Source organism: Pandoraea sp. XJJ-1, assembly GCF_026802345.1.
Taxonomy (GTDB): Bacteria; Pseudomonadota; Gammaproteobacteria; order Burkholderiales; family Burkholderiaceae; genus Pandoraea; species Pandoraea cepalis.
Map to the genome: position 1 here is coordinate 4139320 of NZ_CP113827.1, position 17275 is coordinate 4156594.

Below are 17275 nucleotides of genomic sequence, written 5' to 3' on the forward strand. Positions count from 1 at the left end.
AGACCGGCGAAAATTGTCAGGCCAAAGTGAGCCAAGCCGCACATCCGGGAATGCGGTGCCCAAGGCGCCGGCCGGTGACATCGCACTACGACTGGCGCGCACGCTCGGTGACGTCAGCGCGCGCGCCCTCGCCTGACGCCGCCGCCCAACCAGCGTTTGCGTCCGCCCGCATGTGTTATGCCGCATCGCAGCATTGGCCGTTCACGTTTTTCGGGACGTATCGTGCTTGTGTTTGCCGGGCATGTCAGTGTATTGTTGCCGCAAAGCTAGCGCAGGGGTCCTGCAACGTGAGTTGTGGGTGAGAAATACCCTTAGAACCTGATCTGGATAATGCCAGCGCAGGGAGCGTAGAAATTCCTCGCCCCCGTTCATGCTCCTGAGCCGCTTTTCGCCGAAATTGTCGGCGTCAACACGTGCCCCGCCAGGAGACATTGCATGAACGCCAATCCGAAGTTCCTCTCAGCCAATGCGCGCGTGGATGAAGCCGCGATCGCACCGCTGCCGAATTCCCGCAAGATCTACGTCGAAGGCTCGCGCCCCGACCTCCGTGTCCCGATGCGCGAAATCTCGCAAGCCGACACGCCGACAAGCTTTGGCGGTGAAAAGAATCCGCCGATCTTCGTATACGACACCTCCGGTCCGTACACCGATCCGGACGCCCAGATCGACATCCGCTCCGGCCTGCCCGCCCTGCGCGCGGCATGGATCGAGGAGCGCGGCGACACCGAAGCGCTGCCGGGCATGACGTCCGCCTACGGCCGCGAGCGCGCCGCCGACGACGCCACCGCCGAGCTGCGTTTCCCGGGCCTGCATCGCACGCCTCGCCGCGCCAAGGCCGGCAAGAACGTGACGCAGATGCACTACGCGCGTCAGGGCATCATCACGCCCGAGATGGAATACATCGCCATTCGCGAAAACCTGCGCCGTCAGGAATACATCGAGAGCGTGCGCAACGCCGGCCCGCAGGGCGAGCGTCTGGCCAAGCTGCTCTCGCGCCAGCATCCGGGTCAGCATTTCGGCGCGAGCCTCCCCGCCGAAATCACGCCGGAATTCGTGCGCAGCGAAATCGCACGCGGTCGCGCCATCATCCCGAACAACATCAACCACCCGGAATCGGAGCCGATGATCATCGGCCGCAACTTCCTCGTGAAGATCAACGCGAACATCGGCAACTCGGCCGTGACCTCGTCGATCGGCGAGGAAGTGGACAAGATGACGTGGGCGATCCGCTGGGGCGGCGACACGGTGATGGATCTGTCGACCGGCAAGCACATCCACGAGACGCGTGAATGGATCCTGCGCAACAGCCCGGTACCCATCGGCACGGTGCCGATCTATCAGGCGCTCGAGAAGGTGAATGGCAAGGCCGAAGACCTGACGTGGGAAATGTTCCGCGACACGCTCATCGAGCAGGCCGAGCAAGGCGTCGACTACTTCACGATTCACGCCGGCGTGCGCCTCGCGTACGTACCGATGACCGCCAACCGCATGACTGGCATCGTGAGCCGCGGCGGCTCGATCATGGCCAAGTGGTGCCTCGCGCACCATAAGGAAAGCTTCCTGTACACGCACTTCGAAGAGATCTGCGAAATCATGAAGGCCTATGACGTCGCGTTCTCGCTGGGCGACGGCCTGCGTCCGGGCTCGATCTATGACGCCAACGACGAAGCACAACTCTCGGAGCTGAAGACGCTGGGTGAGTTGACACAGATCGCGTGGAAGCACGACGTGCAGGTGATGATCGAAGGCCCGGGCCACGTGCCGATGCAGCTCATCAAGGAGAACATGGATCTCCAGCTCGAGTACTGCGACGAAGCCCCGTTCTACACGCTCGGACCGCTGACGACGGACATCGCCCCCGGCTACGACCACATTACGTCGGGCATCGGGGCGGCGACCATCGGCTGGTACGGCACCGCCATGCTGTGCTACGTCACGCCGAAGGAACACCTCGGTTTGCCGAACAAGGACGACGTGAAGGAAGGCATCATCACGTACAAGCTCGCCGCGCACGCCGCCGATCTCGCCAAGGGCCACCCCGGCGCGCAGATTCGCGACAATGCGTTGTCGAAGGCGCGTTTCGAGTTCCGTTGGGAAGACCAGTTCAATCTGGGTCTCGATCCGGACAAGGCGCGCGAATTCCACGACGAAACGCTGCCGAAGGACTCCGCCAAGGTTGCCCACTTCTGCTCGATGTGCGGACCGCACTTCTGCTCGATGAAGATCACGCAGGACGTGCGCGATTACGCCGCCAAGCAAGGCATTTCCGACGAAGCGGCGCTCAAGCAGGGCATGGAAGTCAAGGCCGTGGAGTTCGTCAAGAACGGCGCCGAGATCTATCGTCGTACCTGACGATACGCACGCGGCGGCGAGGGTTTCGCCTCGCGCCGTCGCACGGTTGCCCGTCGTCAACGATGGCCGCTAACGCGCCCGGGTCAAACCGGGCGCGTTTTATCATGGATGACGCCTGGCCATCAGGCGGCGAACGCGCTTAGCCGTGCGCAGACGGGTCGATCGTGGTGCTGGCCGGAACCGTCGGCACACCGCGCATCGTCAGTTGATTGCGCAGGCGCTGCGTCGCGATATGCGGCGGCCGCGACGACAGCGTCGTCGCCAGTGCCGTGAAGGCCTTCGTGTTCGTCGCGGGCAGCGCCGCCGCGTTCATCACCTCCGTGTGACGAAGCGCCCAGTGGCGCTCGCCCAGTTGCTCTACCCCGAGGGCGAGTTTGACCCACTCGTCCGTGCCCAGTCCGACGGACGGCGGCAGATCGGCGCGCACCATGGCCTGGTGCATCGGCAAGCCGTCGGCGAACCCCACGCGAAGCATCCATTCGGTGCTCTCGCGCGACGGCAGGACCCGCGATCCCTGGTGCAGCCGATCGTTCACTTTCCCGATGAACGTGGCGGGCGACTCCAGTTCCTCGCACGCCTTCGACCACTCCTTTCTCCCTGCCAGCGCCGGCTTGCCCGTCCATCGGCGCGCGGTATCCGCGACGATCGTCGCCACGTTGTCGCGACGGGTATCGAACGCCACCGTTCCGTTGCGACCGCCCGTGCCGAGCAGCGAGCCGCTCACAATCTCCCGGCAGATCTGTGCCCGCTCGCTGCGCCCGTCTGGCATGACCACAGGATGATTGCGACCGTCCGGCGATACGCCTCGTGTGCCGGTGTCCTGCGCACTGGCGCACACATGAAGCGTTTGCACGGCGGAAGCGCTCAGGACCGGTTGCGCGCCACGCGTTGCACCATTCGCGGGAACGTCGAGCGCAAGTGCGGCCAGTTCGCCGCTGTCAATGCCGCCCCCCTCGGGTATGAACCGTCCGGCAGCGACTTCGCCCGACGCCTCGATTTCCGCCGATGCGCCCAGGAAATCGCTGCCGAAGGCCTTGTCCATGCCGCGGGATACTGGCACGGCACGCACCGCGCTCGCGGTCCAAGGGTGCGTCAGGCTGTCGGCGCGAGCGTTGGCGATGCGCACCAGCGGAATGCCGGCGGCGTTGGCGAGCCCTGCTCCTGGCGTCAGCGCAATGGGGGCTGCTGCCGCAACGTTGCCCAACCCCGGCGAATAGTGGAATGCCTGGATGCCGTTCATCATCGTGAGATCCTCAGTAGGGAGATACGTGGCCGGTCGCCACGGCCTCGACAAGGTGTCGCGGCGAAGTTCACGATGCCCGAGGCGGCGTGCGCCCATTGTCGGTTCTGAACACGGTGTCGCGCAGCTCGCGCAAGCCACCGTCCGAAAGTAGACAGCGGCGCCCCAGCGCTCGCCCAATCGTTGGGGCATGGGTGTCGGCAAGCCCCGAACTTATGGCATGCTATCGGACAGCGGCACAGCCTACGCGGCTGACGCGGCCCGCAAAAATGGCGTCGGCGGCATTTTTGGCTCGCAGACGACACCGCACCGGGTACGCGCCTTCCGCGCACCCGCCTGAAGGCATCTCAAAATGACGGCCCGCCGGGCTTGTTTTGAAATGTCTCCCTGCCCACCGGACCCGCTCCCTTGCTCATCGGTCCGGCCAGCGTTGCGGCTGTGTACCCGCCTTCGCATTTACAGGGATGACAACATGAGTGGTTACGGCTTTCTTTTCAGTATCTTCGTGCTGGTTCTGGCCAGCGCATTCTTCTCCGCCGCCGAAATCTCGTTGACCGCCGCCAAGCGCACCAAGCTGCACGTGCTCATGGAAAAGGGAAACCCGCAGGCAATCAAGGTGCTCGCCCTCAAGGGGCAGCCAGGCAATTTCTTCACCGTTGTGCAGATCGGCGTGAACGCGGTCGCCGTGCTCGGCGGCGTGCTTGGCGAGAGTTTCCTGACCGGCTATCTGTTCGCGTGGCTCTCGCCGCTCACCGATCAGGCGCTGGCGTTGCGCCTGGCAGGCATTGGCTCGTTCCTGTTCATCACGATCGCTTTCATTCAGTTCGCCGACCTGATTCCCAAGCGTCTCGCAATGGTCAACCCCGAGCGCGTTGCCATGGGCATCATTGATCCGATGTTGCTGTGCCTGAAGGTGCTTCGGCCCCTCGTCTACCTCTTCAACGGCGTGGCGAACCTGTTTCTGCGTCTGTTCAAGCTGCCGACGCATGCCATCGAGAACATTACGTCCGAAGATGTCGCGGCGATGGTCGGCGCGGGCGCGCAAGCCGGCGTGGTGCGCAAGCAGGAACTCCATTTGATCGAGAACGTTTTCGAGCTGGAATCGCGCACCGTCGGCTCGGTCATGACCTTTCGCGACGACGTGGTGTACTTCACCATCGCCGAGGACGAGCGCAGTATTCGCGAAAAGATCATCCAAAGCCCGCATTCGAAGTATCTCGTGTGCCGGGACGAAATCGACAACGTGCTCGGCTACGTCGACTCGAAGGATTTGCTCCAGCGCATTGCGAGCGAAGACCTGTCGAGCGTGATTCGCAATCTCGACCGCCTGTATGCGAAGAAGCTGCTGGTGATCCCCGACACCCTGAATCTTTCGGAAGCGCTGGCCCGCTTCAAGGAAACCCGCGAAGGCTTTGCCGTCATCATCAACGAATACGGTCTGGTGGTCGGTGTGGTGACGCTCAACGACATTGTGGGCGCGCTCATGGGCAACGTGATTCACCCGGCGGACGAAGATCAGATCGTGCAGCGCGACGAGCACTCATGGCTCGTGGACGGTGTCACGTCCGTCGAAGACGTGAAGAAAGCACTCGATATCGACGAGCTTCCTGGTGAAGGCGAGTTCGAGACCATTGCGGGATTCATGATCTATCAGCTCAAGCGCATTCCGAAGAAATCGGAAGCCACCGAGGCCGCGGGCTACAAGTTCGAAGTGGTCGACATCGACAACTACAAGATCGACCAGTTGCTCGTCACGCGGCTGGGCTCGGTGGCCGAGGCTGCTATCGCGGCAGCGGCGGCGCAGGCACCGAAGGAGGCATCGTAGCCAGCACCTCCATCAACCGGTCGGTCAAGCCGCCGTCGCGCTGCGTGGGCCGCGCGATGGCCGACGCGACGACCTGCCACGGCGCGTAAAGCCATACCTGACGGCGCGCTCGCGTCACCCCCGTATAGATCAGCTCCCTCGACAGCACCCGGCTCGCCTGTTCTGGCAGCACCATCGCCACGCGTTCGAATTCCGATCCCTGCGACTTGTGGATCGTCATGGCAAATGCGGTCTCGTGCGCCGGCAGACTGGCCGGGGAATAAAGGCGGTATCCCCCATCCGGCGTGGCAAACGCGACACGTAGTGTGCCGGACGGCCCGAGCGGCAACGCGATGCCAATGTCGCCGTTGAACAGGTTCAGCGCGTATTCGTTCTGCGTGACCAACACTGGGCGCCCGGCAAACCAGGCGCCCCCGCCAGCCCCGAGCGCCATACCGGCTCGACGCCCGAGTACCGCCGTCAGTTGCGCGCCGAGCAACTCGACGCCGCGTCGCCCGCCACGTGTCGCGCACAGCACGCGAAACTGACCGAACGCCGCAAATACCGGCTGCGCGACCATGGCGACATCGGCGGCGGTTACCGTCGCCGGATCGCCCAGTTGCTCGATCGTCGCGACCGCTTCGGCCAGCGCGGCGAGATAGGCCGAATACCCGTCCGCCAGCGCGTGCAGACTGGCGGGCGACAACTGCACGCCGCCGTCCTCACTGAACATCACGCGGTCGGCGTCGCTTGCCGCTGGTGCTGAAGTCGAACCGATGCCGGCGAACGCCCCGTCGTCCGCAAGGGTGCAGGCCTTGCGCGCCTCAATCACTTTGCCCGACTTGATGGCGGTTGCAAGGCGACCAATCGCAGAATTCTCTCCAAAGCGATAAGTTCGCTCCAACCAGACGACGGTGTCTTCCAGCCCTTGCGACACTCGGGCGCTTCCTGCGGCCGCATCCGGCGCGCCGTTCCCTACGACGGCCGCCAACGGTCCCGACCGGGGCAGCGCATCGACGGGCCATTCGAGCGCGGACAATAATCGCCTACGCATGTCCGGTGAGAACCTGCGGTGCGCGCTCAACTCTCCGAAGACGGCCCCCGCTTCAACCGCCGCCAACTGATCCTTGTCGCCCAACAGGATCAGGCGGGCGCTTTCCGGCACGGCTTCGAGCAATTGTGTCGCCATCGACAGATCGATCATCGACGCCTCGTCCACGACGATCAGATCGTAGGGCAGCGGGTTGGCCGCGTGATGTCGAAAACGCCGCCCCGCTTGCTCGGCCGACTCCGGCAAGACACCCAGCAGGCGATGCAACGTGACCGCCGCCTCGGGCAATGCCCTGCGCACCGTTTCCGGGAGATCCCGACGGGCCGTCAACGCCTCCTGCATGCGCTGCGCCGCCTTCCCCGTGGGCGCGGCCAGCGCCACGCGCAGGTTGGCGTCTCGCTCGAGAAGACAGGCGAGCAAGCCCACCACGGTGGTCGTCTTGCCGGTGCCGGGACCGCCGCTGAGCACAACCAACGAGCGTTGCAGCGCCAGCGCCGCCGCCGCCATCTGCCAGTTCGGTTCCTGCTGCCCGTCGGACGACACAAGCGCGCCTTCGCCAAAGTAACGATGCAGACGAGCGCGATCCGCCGCGGTGACCGGTGTGCGTTCGGTCAGCGACAACTTACGTCCGAGCGCCGTCGCCAACCGCGCCTCATAGCTGTAATAACGTGCGAGATAGAGGCGATCGTGGTCGTCGAGCAAAAGCGGGAAGGCGTCGGCCTGGACGTCGTCGGTGCGCGCCAGCGCCAAGCTGGCGGGGGCACACAAGCCGCTGGCAAAGAGTGCCTCGCGCCAGACGGACAAGGCGGGGGCGTCACCCGGAAACAGTTCGCCGCTGGCTTGCCCGTCGAGCAGGTTATCGAGCGGCACGCAGACGTGCCCCTCGGCCGTGGCGAGGCTCACCGCGAGGGCGGCACGCCACACATAGCGGCACGTCGGCTCGTCCGCCCCGTGACCGCGCGCGAGCAGTGCCATTCGACGCGCGAACCCCTGCGCCAATCGCACCACGCCGCTGTCGGCCAACGGTGCCCCGGCCACGTCCCCCCGATCTCGTCGATCGCTCATGCGCCCTCCCGGTCGGCAGCGCCCGCGTCGTCACCTTGAACGTCCGGCGACAACGCTTGCGCCAGCGCAGCGTTGTCGCCCGAGGCGAAGAGCCGATCGAGCGCGTCGACCATCTCACGCGACGGCTTGTCGAAGAAGACACCCGGCACATCGTCACCGGCCAGATGCGCACGCGCCCAGTCGGGCCGAACGCCCCGGACAAACAAGTAGAGGCTGCCGCCCATATCGCGGTCGTATCGGTAGTCGGGTAATCGGCGTTGCAAGTAGCGATGCAACGCCAATGTGTAGAGGAGGTATTGGAGGTGATAGCCGTGCTCGGCCATCGCTTCGCGCAGGCCGTCGGCGCCGTAGTTTTCCGGGGCAGTGCCGAGGTAGTTCGACTTCCAGTCGAGGATCCACCACTGGCCGCCGTGCCGGAACACCAGATCGATGAACCCCTTGAGGTAGCCGCGCAGCACCGTGGCGTCGAGCGGCAAGTCCGGGTAACCGAACTGGCGCAACACGCCGCGCAGCGCCTCGAGCGACACGGCATCGGCCGGATACGTGAATTCCATTTCGGTGAGCCGTTCGGTCATCGCCACGTCAGCCAGTTGCATACCCGGTCGCAACGGTGTAGCGAGCGTATCGGCCAGCATGCTCATCATCATGGCGCGCCACGTATCGTTGTGCTCGGCTCCGCGCCCGGGCGGTCGTTCGCGCAAGGCTCTAGCGACCGCATGTGGCCATTGCGCACGCGCCTGAAAATCAGCCAGTTCGAACACACGGTGCAAACTCTCGCCGGCCGCCGGTCCGCGCGGAAAACGAAGAATGTCATCGGCGGGCGGCCAGGCATCGTCCCCCTCCGGCGGCAGGGCGAACGTCGGCCCGGCATTGGCCTGCGCGTCGTAATCGGGACGCGTACGCTCCGGCGCACTGAGTTGACCGCCGCCCAGTTGCGGACCGGCGTGCATCCCCGCCAACAGCCCCGAGAAGCTCCCGATCCGCCAGACTTCGCGCAACGCGCGAGCACTCGCGCGCGGGGTGAGTTGCGGCGCCGCGTCGTGGACGACACGCATGTCGGCATCCAACGCATCGCCCATTGGCAACGGCACCACCGCCAGTGGGCCACCGACCAGCGCCTTCCATGCCGACCGGATCGTGGCCACCCGCTCGTCGGTATCGAGCGTCGGCGAAACCCACGTATCGAACGTATTCCCTTGCCCTGCCGCGAGCCAGTTGAGCATGCCGCCGCACGCTTCCTTCACGCTGCGTCGCGACGCATAAATGCCGGCCGCCAGGTAGCAACGGTAGACCGCGCGCGTCAGCGCTACGTACAGCAGTCGTGCCTGCTCTGCCGATTGCTCCTGCCGCAGCGCGGCGGCGGCGGGCGACCCCTTGCCCGCCGCATCGGTGAAGTCGATGACGGCCGTGGACCCATCGTGATACTCGAGTCCGTCGAGACGCCCACCGTCGCGCACTGCGCCGTCCCAAAGAAACGGACAGAACACCACGCCATACTCAAGCCCCTTCGACTTGTGAACGGTCACGATCTGCACCAGATTCTGATCCGACTCGAGACGCAACTGCGCGTCTTCACCGCCGCTCGCATTGCGCTGCGAGGCCAGCCAGCGCAGCAGCGCCGGCATGCCGGGCTGCTCGGCCCAGCGGGCCTGTGCAAGCTCTGCCAAGTGCATGAAGTTCGTCAGACGCCGCTCGCCGCCGGCCTGAGCGACCAGACGTGCCGCGAGGCCCAACTCGCGCATCAACGTGCGCCACATCGCCGAGAAGCCCCGGTCGATCCATAACTGACGATAGCGTTGTAGTCGCTCGATCCACGCGATCGCCTCGGCATCGGAGGCTTCGCTGGTCTGCATGCGATACAACGCCGTGGCATCGAGCCCGAACAGCTCGGTCGCCAGCGCAGCGCGCAGCGCCCGCACGTCGCCGGGAGACTCCACTGCACGCAACACCCGCAACAGCGTTTGTGCCTCGTCACTGGCAAACACCGAGTCCTGCGTCAGCTCCACGCTGCCCACCGCGTGCTCGGCAAGCATCGATTTCATCAGCGCGCCCTGCCGGTGCGTCTGCACGATCACGGCAATATCGCCCGGCGCGAGCGGTCGCTCGCCCACGCGCACGTCACCGCGCGCCGCGCCCGCGAGCAAGCGCGCCACCTCGGCCGCCGTCGCCCGCGCACACGCCTGCTGCGCGTCGTCCTTCGACAGCGGCTCGTCATCGTCCGGAAGCCACCAGACAGTGAAGTCGGCCACTTCGCGAGCGTCGGTGAACGGCGCTCGCTGCCGCGCCCCCGGGCGCACCGGCGGGTACTCGAGCCCGTCGAGCACGAACGCCCGGTCGTTGGCCCCGAACAGGCGATTGCCCGCCTCGATGATGGCCGGTGTCGAGCGTTGATTCACCGCCAGTGTGTACGCCGCGTCGGCGTTCTCGCGCGCGGCCAGATACGTATGCAGATCCGCCGCCCGGAAGCTGTAGATCGCCTGCTTCGGGTCACCCACCATGAACATCGGCCCCCGCCCGACGTTCGATGCGGCCGTCTCCCGCCGACCGTACACGGCACTGAAAATGTCGAACTGCAGCGGATCCGTGTCCTGGAACTCGTCGATCAGTGCGCAGGGGTATCGCTCGCGCAGGGCCTCGGCCAGATCGGGGTGCTGGTTCAGTGCCCGTGCAATATTGCCAAGCAGGTCGTCGAACGACACCACCCGCAACTCGCGCTTGCGAAGCGCCAACTGGTCCGGGGCTTGCATCAGCCACTCGCGCAGCATCCGCAGCCACTGCATCGCGTAACGCTCGTGCGCGTCGGCGCGCGCTTGCACCAGCGCATCGGCCATGCCGAAAAACCGGTGATCGGGCGGCGTTTCGCCCTTTTTGATGTCCTTGGCGAGGCGCGTGGTGGTCAGCAATTCCGCCTTCGAACTCAACGGCGCCCCGGCATCGCGCGCGCCAAGATAGCGTGCCCAGGCCGATACGGCTTGCGCAAGCGATACCGCGTCGTAAATGTTTTTCCTGTACGACGGCAACGCCGCGCGCATCAGATCGGTAATTGCCGCGGCCTCGGCGTCCCAGCACTCGCAGGCCGCTGCGTAGGTCGCGAACCATCCCGGGTCCGACGACGCTTGTGCGTCTGCCTCGACCGCCGACGGCCAGCGCAATTCCGACATGGGTTTCTTCAGCCGACGCGCCAACTGGTCGGTGAGCGTGCCGGGCGAGCGTTTAGCATCGACCAGCCACGCGGCGAAGCCGTCGTCCTGCGCAGCCAGCGGTTCGACCACACGCCGCCAGAATTCGACCGCCAGATCGTGACGCACGCCATTGTCGTCCGGCACCAGCTCGTAGGCGAACGGCAATCCGGCCGCAAACGGCACCTCCGCCAGAGCACGTTGGCAAAACCCGTGAATGGTGTGAATCGAGGCCTGATCGAAGCCGCGCAATGCCGTTTGCAAGCAATCGCGAATGGCCTTCGGTGTCATGTCACCGCGCTCGATCAACCCCGCGATCATGACGTTGAACAACGGATCGTCGCTGGCGTCCGGATCGAAGTCGACGATATCGTCGTTCTCGTCCTCCTCCTCGAAGACCGGCGCCATCGCAGCCACCAACGCAGCCAGCCGCGCGCGAATCCGCTCACGCAGCTCGGCCGTGGCCGCGTTGGTGAAGGTGACGACAAGAATCTGCTCGACCGTCAATCGCTTCTCGAGCAGCAACCGCACGTACAGCGCGCAGATGTTCCAGGTCTTGCCAGTGCCAGCCGACGCTTCGATCAGGCAAACGCCGTCGAGATCGCAACTGAAGACGTCGAGGTCGATGAGCTGCGTCATGCGCCCTCCGCCACGTCAAGGTGTTGCACCAGAGGGCCGAGCAGTAGATTGGCGAGCGCATCGAACGGCGGCGCCAGCGGATCGTCCACGCCGCGCCAGATCAGTCGCGTGTACGGGTCGTCCGCGTCGCCCCGAGCGAATGCCGAACCGAGCCACGCACCTTGCGCCTCGCCCGGCTTGCCGGTACTCGCCAACTTCCACGCGCTTCGCGTAAAGAATGGCAACGGCCGCGTCTGCCCGAGGCGGTACAGCGCCACCCATTGCCCCAACAGCGTCGCCGCGTCTTCCACCGGCCGCAACGCGAATGTCTCGTCTACGCCGTACCAGAGCGTTCTGGCGGCTACGTCCAGTCCTGCGTGCTCGGGCTGCTGGAGATGCGCACAAAGCGCCAGATGGGCCAGCCATGCGGCAAGCAGATCGCTCGGACGCTGGCTGCCGAATCGATACATGACCAGTCCATAGCGCGACACCGGGGCCAAGCGTCCCTGCAACAGGCAGGCTGCGCGCAACGTGGCATCGCCATGCCAGGCGGCCTGCGTCGATTCGCGCCATGACGGCGGCAGCGCCGGCGTCAAAGGCAGCGTCACCAGCAGCTCCTGCGTGCCTTCCGCCTGCGCGTCTCGCACCTGCGACGCCAGCGCGCGCAGGCCGCCCAACGCTCTGCGGCGCCAGACGGCACCGGTCGCCCCGCCCGGCAACTCGTGACTGACCTTCGCAATACGCTCAATGGCGTCGGCATGCGCGCGGGCGTCGCGTGCGTCGTGGCGCATCAGGCGCGGCAGCAGACGCGCCGCCAGCGCATCGCGTCCGGCCCAGTCGAGCATGAACGGCTCTTCGTCGTCGACCTCCGTGAGCAGTTCGCCGAGCGAGAGTCCCAGCCGGTCACGCGCCCACGCTCTGCCGGGATGACGCCAGAAACGCAGCAGGTCGTCCAACGTCAAATGGGTTTGTACGACAGCGGGCAACGGTTCACGCACGAATGGCGCGGCGCGGGCATTCGGTGTGGGGGACGCCAGTTGATCCGCCAATTGCTGCGCCGCCTCGGCATTGGCCACGTCGTAGCTGTAGAGCGACGGGTCGTGCCCATCGAAATACGCAGGAGAAAACGGTTGAAGCGGATGCGACACCGCAAGCCGCTCGCGGGCTTCGCGCTGATCGTCGAGGCAGTACCCCTGGGACACCGGTGCGAGCAACTGCCCGGCGAAGTCAAGCAATTCGTCCACAGCCGTCGATGGCGGCAGCGGCGCATTATCGCGCACGCTTCGGCCCGTGTAGGTGATCAGGAACCGGTCCTGCGCACTCAACATCAGATCGAGGAAAAGATTGCGCTCGTCGTCGCGCCGCTGGCGATCGCCACGTTGCGGCAACGCGCGCATGAGGTCGAATTCGTCGGCGCGCACGCGTCCCGGCAGCACCCCGTCGTCCATGCCGATCATGCACACCACGCGGTACGGCAGCAGGCGCAGGCTGGGGATCGCCGCAAACGTCACACGCCCCGATGGCACGCCGCCACGCGTCGGATCGTCGAGGGCATTGGCCAGCACGCGCGCCACCACGTCAACCGGTACCCGCACTTCGGGCGCTCCATCAGCGATAGCCGAGCCGATCTGTTCGATGGCCACGCGCACCTCGGCAACATCGTCGGCAAAACGAGGCTCGTCGGAAAAGAACTGTTCCAGCATCGCCAGCAGCTGATCGCGCCACGCGAGCCCCGTGCGCATCGTTTGCAGCGTGACGGCGGTGGCATCGAGATCGTCGACGAGCCGCGCCAGCTGCCCGAGCCATTCGGCACGGCCGCCCTCGATTCCCCCAACCGGTAGCCAATCGTCGACCGGCAAGGCGTCATCAGGCAAGGCGTAGCCGAGAAACAGCCGCATCATCGCATCGCCCAGGGTGTGCCGCTCCAACGCCGGCGAGACATCGGCCCCGGTCGGCGCGCACGCCTGCGGCGCGTCGAGCCGCAGCAGGGCATCACCGCGCCAGCCGCGTCGTGCACCGGCGGCATGCAACCAGTTTTGAACGGTGTCGAGCGCATTGCCGCCGAGATCGTAGCGTTGTGCGATGGCCTCCGTGCGTGCCAGTTCCACCAGACTCGACACCGCCACCCGCTGCTGCGCCAAGGCCAGGATGGCGGCGAACGCCCGCGCGACGGGGTTGGTCCGCGTCGGCGGCAACCCCGTCACCAGATAAGGAATGCGAGGTGTCGCGGTACCAAACACGGCGTCGATCAGCGGGGCCGCGCGCCCCAGATCCGGCACGGTCACGAGCACATCATCGGGACGCAAATCGGGAATCTCGTCGAAGCACGCCAACAACCGGTCATGCAGCACTTCGATCTGACGCGCCAGGCTGTGGCACACATGCACCTGCACCGACCCGTCGACGCTCACGCCATCGGGCGCGCCGTGACGGCCATCGTCCAACGTGAGAATGCCGTTTTGCAGGGCGGCGAGCAGCGTCGGTGCGGGATTGGGCTGGAACAGCGCCCGGTCCTCCACCGCCTGCGGTGCGAGGTCGGCATACAGAGCATCGATATGCGACTGCGTCTGGCGCCCCCATTCGGCGAGCAACGGATGCCCCACTTCCCGGTGCGCCCCCCCATCGCGCCGCGCCAGATACGACAGTCGTGACGGCGACACGATGTCAAACCAATAGCTCTCACACGGATTCAGGACATACAGGTGCACCTCGATCAGACGAGACATCGCCTTGAGCAACGCCATCGAAAGCGGCGGCATCGACGACAGCGCGAACACCGACACGCGTGACGGCCATCCGGCAGGCACCGTCTGCGGCGTCAACGCCTCGATCCGGTCGATGGCCCGCAACGTTGGGTGACGCTCGCGAATCTCCAGATGCGCCAACACCTGCCGCCACAAGGCGCTCTGCCACACTTCGTCGGCACGCTGCGTCTCACCCCAGCCCGTGGCGGCGCCCGGCGCGATCGTCTCCCCGGATTGCCACCGCTCAAGCCAGTTCGGCCGATAGGTCAGATATTGGTCGTAGAGATGCGCCAGTCGGTCGGCCAATTCGAAGCGCATGACATCGTCCGCGCCCGTCAGATAACCCGCCAGTCGCGGCGAGGCGTCCCCCCACGGCTGGGCGAGGCACTGATACAGCGGCCAGACAAGCCGGTCCGGCGCAAACGGCGAACTCTCGGGCACCGTGACCAGTTGCCCCGCCATGTCCCACAGCCACTGGGCGAGATAGGTCAGACGAACGTTGGCACACACGCCGAACACATCGGCATAGTCCAGTTCGAGCCGGCGCCGCACGGCCACACTTGGCACGACGATGGTTTCCGTCTCGAACGGATTACCGGCTTTCCCCGTGCTGCCGGGCGCCTGTGCGAGATCGCGCAACAGGGCGGCTTCAAGGGTGGTGAACCGGTTGGAAAAGAATAGGTGGAGCATGCGGGCGTGGCGGCTGAGCGAGTCTGTTCGCAAGCATAACAAAAGCCTCCTCGCGAAGCCCATCGGGCAGATCCGAAAACTTGCCCCGACATGAGTGACGGCAGCGTCAGGCGCCGTTACCGGTCCGTCGGCATGTGGGCCGTCACCGGCGGCATCCCCTCTTCGCGCCACGCGGGGCTTCGGCTAGACTCTGTCTGCACCGCGCCCTCCCCCCGCCGCGCGGCCGGCTTTGCTGCGGAACCCTCGCACCCGACGCATGGACTACCAGACCGATATCAAGAAATTCCTCTTCAGCCATTACTTTTTCACCGGCACCCGTCAGGCGTTGGGGGTCGTGTTGCCGGCGCTCGTGCTGTTCTGGGGGATGGACCAGCACCTGCTCGGCATCGAGGTCGCCTCGGGGGCGCTGTGCGCGAGCGTGGTCGACATCAACGGACCGCTGCGTCACAAGCACGCGGAGCTGCTCAGTTGCACGCTGCTCGGCGCCCTTACGGTACTGATCACCGGCATGGCCACCGCCGCGCAACCGTGGCAGCTCTGGATCACGTCGCTGACCCTGACGTTCGGCCTGTCGATGCTCGTGATCTACGGCTATCGCGCGTCGCTCGTGAGCTTCGCCTGCCTGATGATGATGGTGCTCAACGTCGAGGGCGATCTCACCCGGCATCAGGCCGTGCTCGATGCCGGCGCCGTGCTCGCGGGCGGCCTCTGGTACACCTACTTCAGCCTCGTCGTCTGCCGCGTCTGGTGGTTTCGCATCGAACAGCAGACGCTGGCCGAGTGTTTCTTCGTCACGGCGCAGTATCTCGAAGCCAAGGCGGCGTTCTACGACACGTCGACCGACATCGACGAATGCTACCGGCGACTGATCGCCGCGCAGGTCAACGTCGTGGAAAAGCAGCAGGCGGCGCGCGAGATCATTCTGCGCAACCTGCCCCGCCTGCGCACCGGCACGCTGGAGCCGCGCCGCACGATGCTGTTCAACCTGTTCATCAACATCGTCGACCTGCATGAGGTCGTGGTGTCGGTGCACACCGATTACCCGATGCTGCGCCGGGAGTTCGCCGACCATGACGTGCTCCTGTTCTTCCGCGACATGATCCGAAAGATCGCCAACGAAGTCGATGCCATCGGCTACGCCATCGCCACCAACGAACCATCGCGGGCGCAGCGCAGTTGGCGCGCGGAATTGCGGGCCATCGAGTACGAGATCGAACTGATGCGCAAGCAGTCTTTGCCGCAGCGCGCGCCCGAAGCCTATCAGGCGCTGACGAGCACCTTCCGCCGCGTCTGGAGCAGCACACGTGTCGTGGAACGCATGCACCGCAACACGAATCTCGCCACGGCAGGGTCGGCCACCGAAGTCCAGATCGATCAGGCGCTCGTGCGCTTCACCTCACGACAGAGCTATTCTCCGAAATTGCTCTGGAAGAATCTGACTTTTTCGTCACCGAGCTTTCGCCATGCCTTGCGGGTGACGATCGCCATCACGGCCGGAATGATCATTTGCGAGAACTGGTCGCTGCTCGCCGGGCAGGCCCACAGTTACTGGGTGTTGCTCACGATCATCGTGATTCTGAAGCCCGGTTTCAGCCTGACCAAACAGAAGAACGCGCAACGTCTGACCGGCACGCTGGTGGGATGCGTAAGCGTGCTGATCATTCTGGCCTTCGTGCACAAGGCGTGGGTGCTGCTCGCCCTCATGTTCTTCTGCATGGTCATGGGCAACAGCCTGTCGCTGTTCAATTACGGCCTGTCGGTCGTATTCATGTCGTCCTACGTGCTGTTGCTGTTCCACTTCCTGCTCCCCGGGTCGCTGTCGGTGATCGGGGAGCGCGCGATCGACACGCTGATCGGCTCCGCCGTGGCGCTGGTGTGCTCCTATCTTTTCCCGTACTGGGAATACCGCCTGATGGGGCCTCTCATCCGGCAGGCGGTGCAGTCGACGCGCGCGTACCTGGAATCGTGCACCGGCCGCGACGGCAAGCGCGACGAGCTCGCCTATCGCATGGCGCGCAAGGACATGCACATTGCGTTCGGAAATTTCGGCGCGGCCTTCAGGCGCATGATGCTCGAGCCCAAGTCCAAACAGGTCTCGGTCGGGGAGCTCAACGATCTGCTGGTGCAGAACCATGTGATGGCGTCGTACATCACGGGGATGTCGGACGTGCTGCCGCGTCAGATTGCAGCGGACAAGAGCGGCGAGCTGGCGCAGGTCGTCTCCGCGATCAGCGATCTGCTTTCTCAGGCCGTGGCGGCCCCGGCCGCCTCGGTGCCGACGGATGCGCAGGCCGCGAGCGAAGCGATGCGCGACTACACGCGGCGCCTCGACGCGCTCGTCGTCGCCCAGGAGCAGCAATCCGACACGCCGGAGGCCCACGTCCAGGAAATCAAGCAGGTGGTGCATCAGCTCAAACAGATGCTCCGGGCGGGCGAGTTGATCCTGCGCGATATGCGAGCCATTCGCCTGCCGGCCTGACCGCGCGCGGGGCATCGCTGCCCCGCCGCCCCCTCGCCGGCGTGTTGAACGAT

At 65.4% G+C, this 17275-nt stretch carries 7 protein-coding genes and 1 riboswitch; of the genes, 3 read left to right on the plus strand and 4 right to left on the minus strand.

Annotated elements, in window-relative coordinates:
- Window positions 1-263: 263 nt before the first annotated feature.
- Window positions 264-362, plus strand: a riboswitch (TPP riboswitch).
- Window positions 363-435: 73 nt separating this feature from the next.
- Complete coding sequence (thiC, locus tag OYT13_RS19095) at window positions 436-2352, plus strand: phosphomethylpyrimidine synthase ThiC (RefSeq protein WP_017232837.1); 1917 nt, start codon at window positions 436-438, stop codon at window positions 2350-2352.
- Between the two features lie 139 nt (window positions 2353-2491).
- Here the strand turns inward: thiC and OYT13_RS19100 are convergent, their stop codons facing one another.
- Window positions 2492-3595 carry a hypothetical protein gene (locus tag OYT13_RS19100; RefSeq protein ID WP_261938074.1) on the minus strand — a complete coding sequence of 368 codons (1104 nt, stop codon included), beginning with the start codon at window positions 3593-3595 and terminating at the stop codon, window positions 2492-2494.
- Between the two features lie 469 nt (window positions 3596-4064).
- On the opposite strand from OYT13_RS19100, the gene OYT13_RS19105 reads away from it, so the two are divergent.
- The gene (locus tag OYT13_RS19105) at window positions 4065-5417 is read left to right on the plus strand and encodes a hemolysin family protein (protein ID WP_017232835.1); all 1353 of its coding nucleotides are present in this window, start codon (window positions 4065-4067) and stop codon (window positions 5415-5417) included.
- Here the strand turns inward: OYT13_RS19105 and recD are convergent.
- The 3 genes from recD to recC are packed head-to-tail and all read right to left on the minus strand — an operon-like array spanning window position 5374 to window position 14743.
- Complete coding sequence (recD, locus tag OYT13_RS19110; RefSeq protein WP_261938073.1) at window positions 5374-7512, minus strand: exodeoxyribonuclease V subunit alpha; 2139 nt, start codon at window positions 7510-7512, stop codon at window positions 5374-5376. The genes OYT13_RS19105 and recD overlap by 44 nt on opposite strands.
- On the minus strand, window positions 7509-11330 hold the full coding sequence (gene recB / locus OYT13_RS19115; RefSeq protein ID WP_268566821.1) for an exodeoxyribonuclease V subunit beta: 3822 nt from the start codon (window positions 11328-11330) through the stop codon (window positions 7509-7511). The genes recD and recB overlap by 4 nt, the downstream gene beginning before the upstream one ends.
- A complete protein-coding gene (recC, locus tag OYT13_RS19120) occupies window positions 11327-14743 on the minus strand; it encodes an exodeoxyribonuclease V subunit gamma (protein WP_268566822.1) in 3417 nt (1138 codons plus the stop codon). The genes recB and recC overlap by 4 nt, the downstream gene beginning before the upstream one ends.
- 256 nt (window positions 14744-14999) lie before the next feature.
- Here recC and OYT13_RS19125 point away from each other — a divergent pair, with 256 nt between their 5' ends.
- Window positions 15000-17222, plus strand: a complete 2223-nt coding sequence (locus tag OYT13_RS19125; RefSeq protein ID WP_017232831.1) for an FUSC family protein — start codon at window positions 15000-15002, stop codon at window positions 17220-17222.
- Window positions 17223-17275 lie beyond the last annotated feature (53 nt).

What these genes read in the sequence shown, in the direction of transcription:
- thiC (WP_017232837.1), top strand. Translation starts at nt 436, where the DNA reads ATGAACGCCAATCCGAAGTTCCTCTCAGCCAATGCGCGCGTGGATGAA.
- OYT13_RS19100 (WP_261938074.1), bottom strand. Translation starts at nt 3,595, where the DNA reads ATGATGAACGGCATCCAGGCATTCCACTATTCGCCGGGGTTGGGCAAC.
- OYT13_RS19105 (WP_017232835.1), top strand. Translation starts at nt 4,065, where the DNA reads ATGAGTGGTTACGGCTTTCTTTTCAGTATCTTCGTGCTGGTTCTGGCC.
- recD (WP_261938073.1), bottom strand. Translation starts at nt 7,512, where the DNA reads ATGAGCGATCGACGAGATCGGGGGGACGTGGCCGGGGCACCGTTGGCC.
- recB (WP_268566821.1), bottom strand. Translation starts at nt 11,330, where the DNA reads ATGACGCAGCTCATCGACCTCGACGTCTTCAGTTGCGATCTCGACGGC.
- recC (WP_268566822.1), bottom strand. Translation starts at nt 14,743, where the DNA reads ATGCTCCACCTATTCTTTTCCAACCGGTTCACCACCCTTGAAGCCGCC.
- OYT13_RS19125 (WP_017232831.1), top strand. Translation starts at nt 15,000, where the DNA reads ATGGACTACCAGACCGATATCAAGAAATTCCTCTTCAGCCATTACTTT.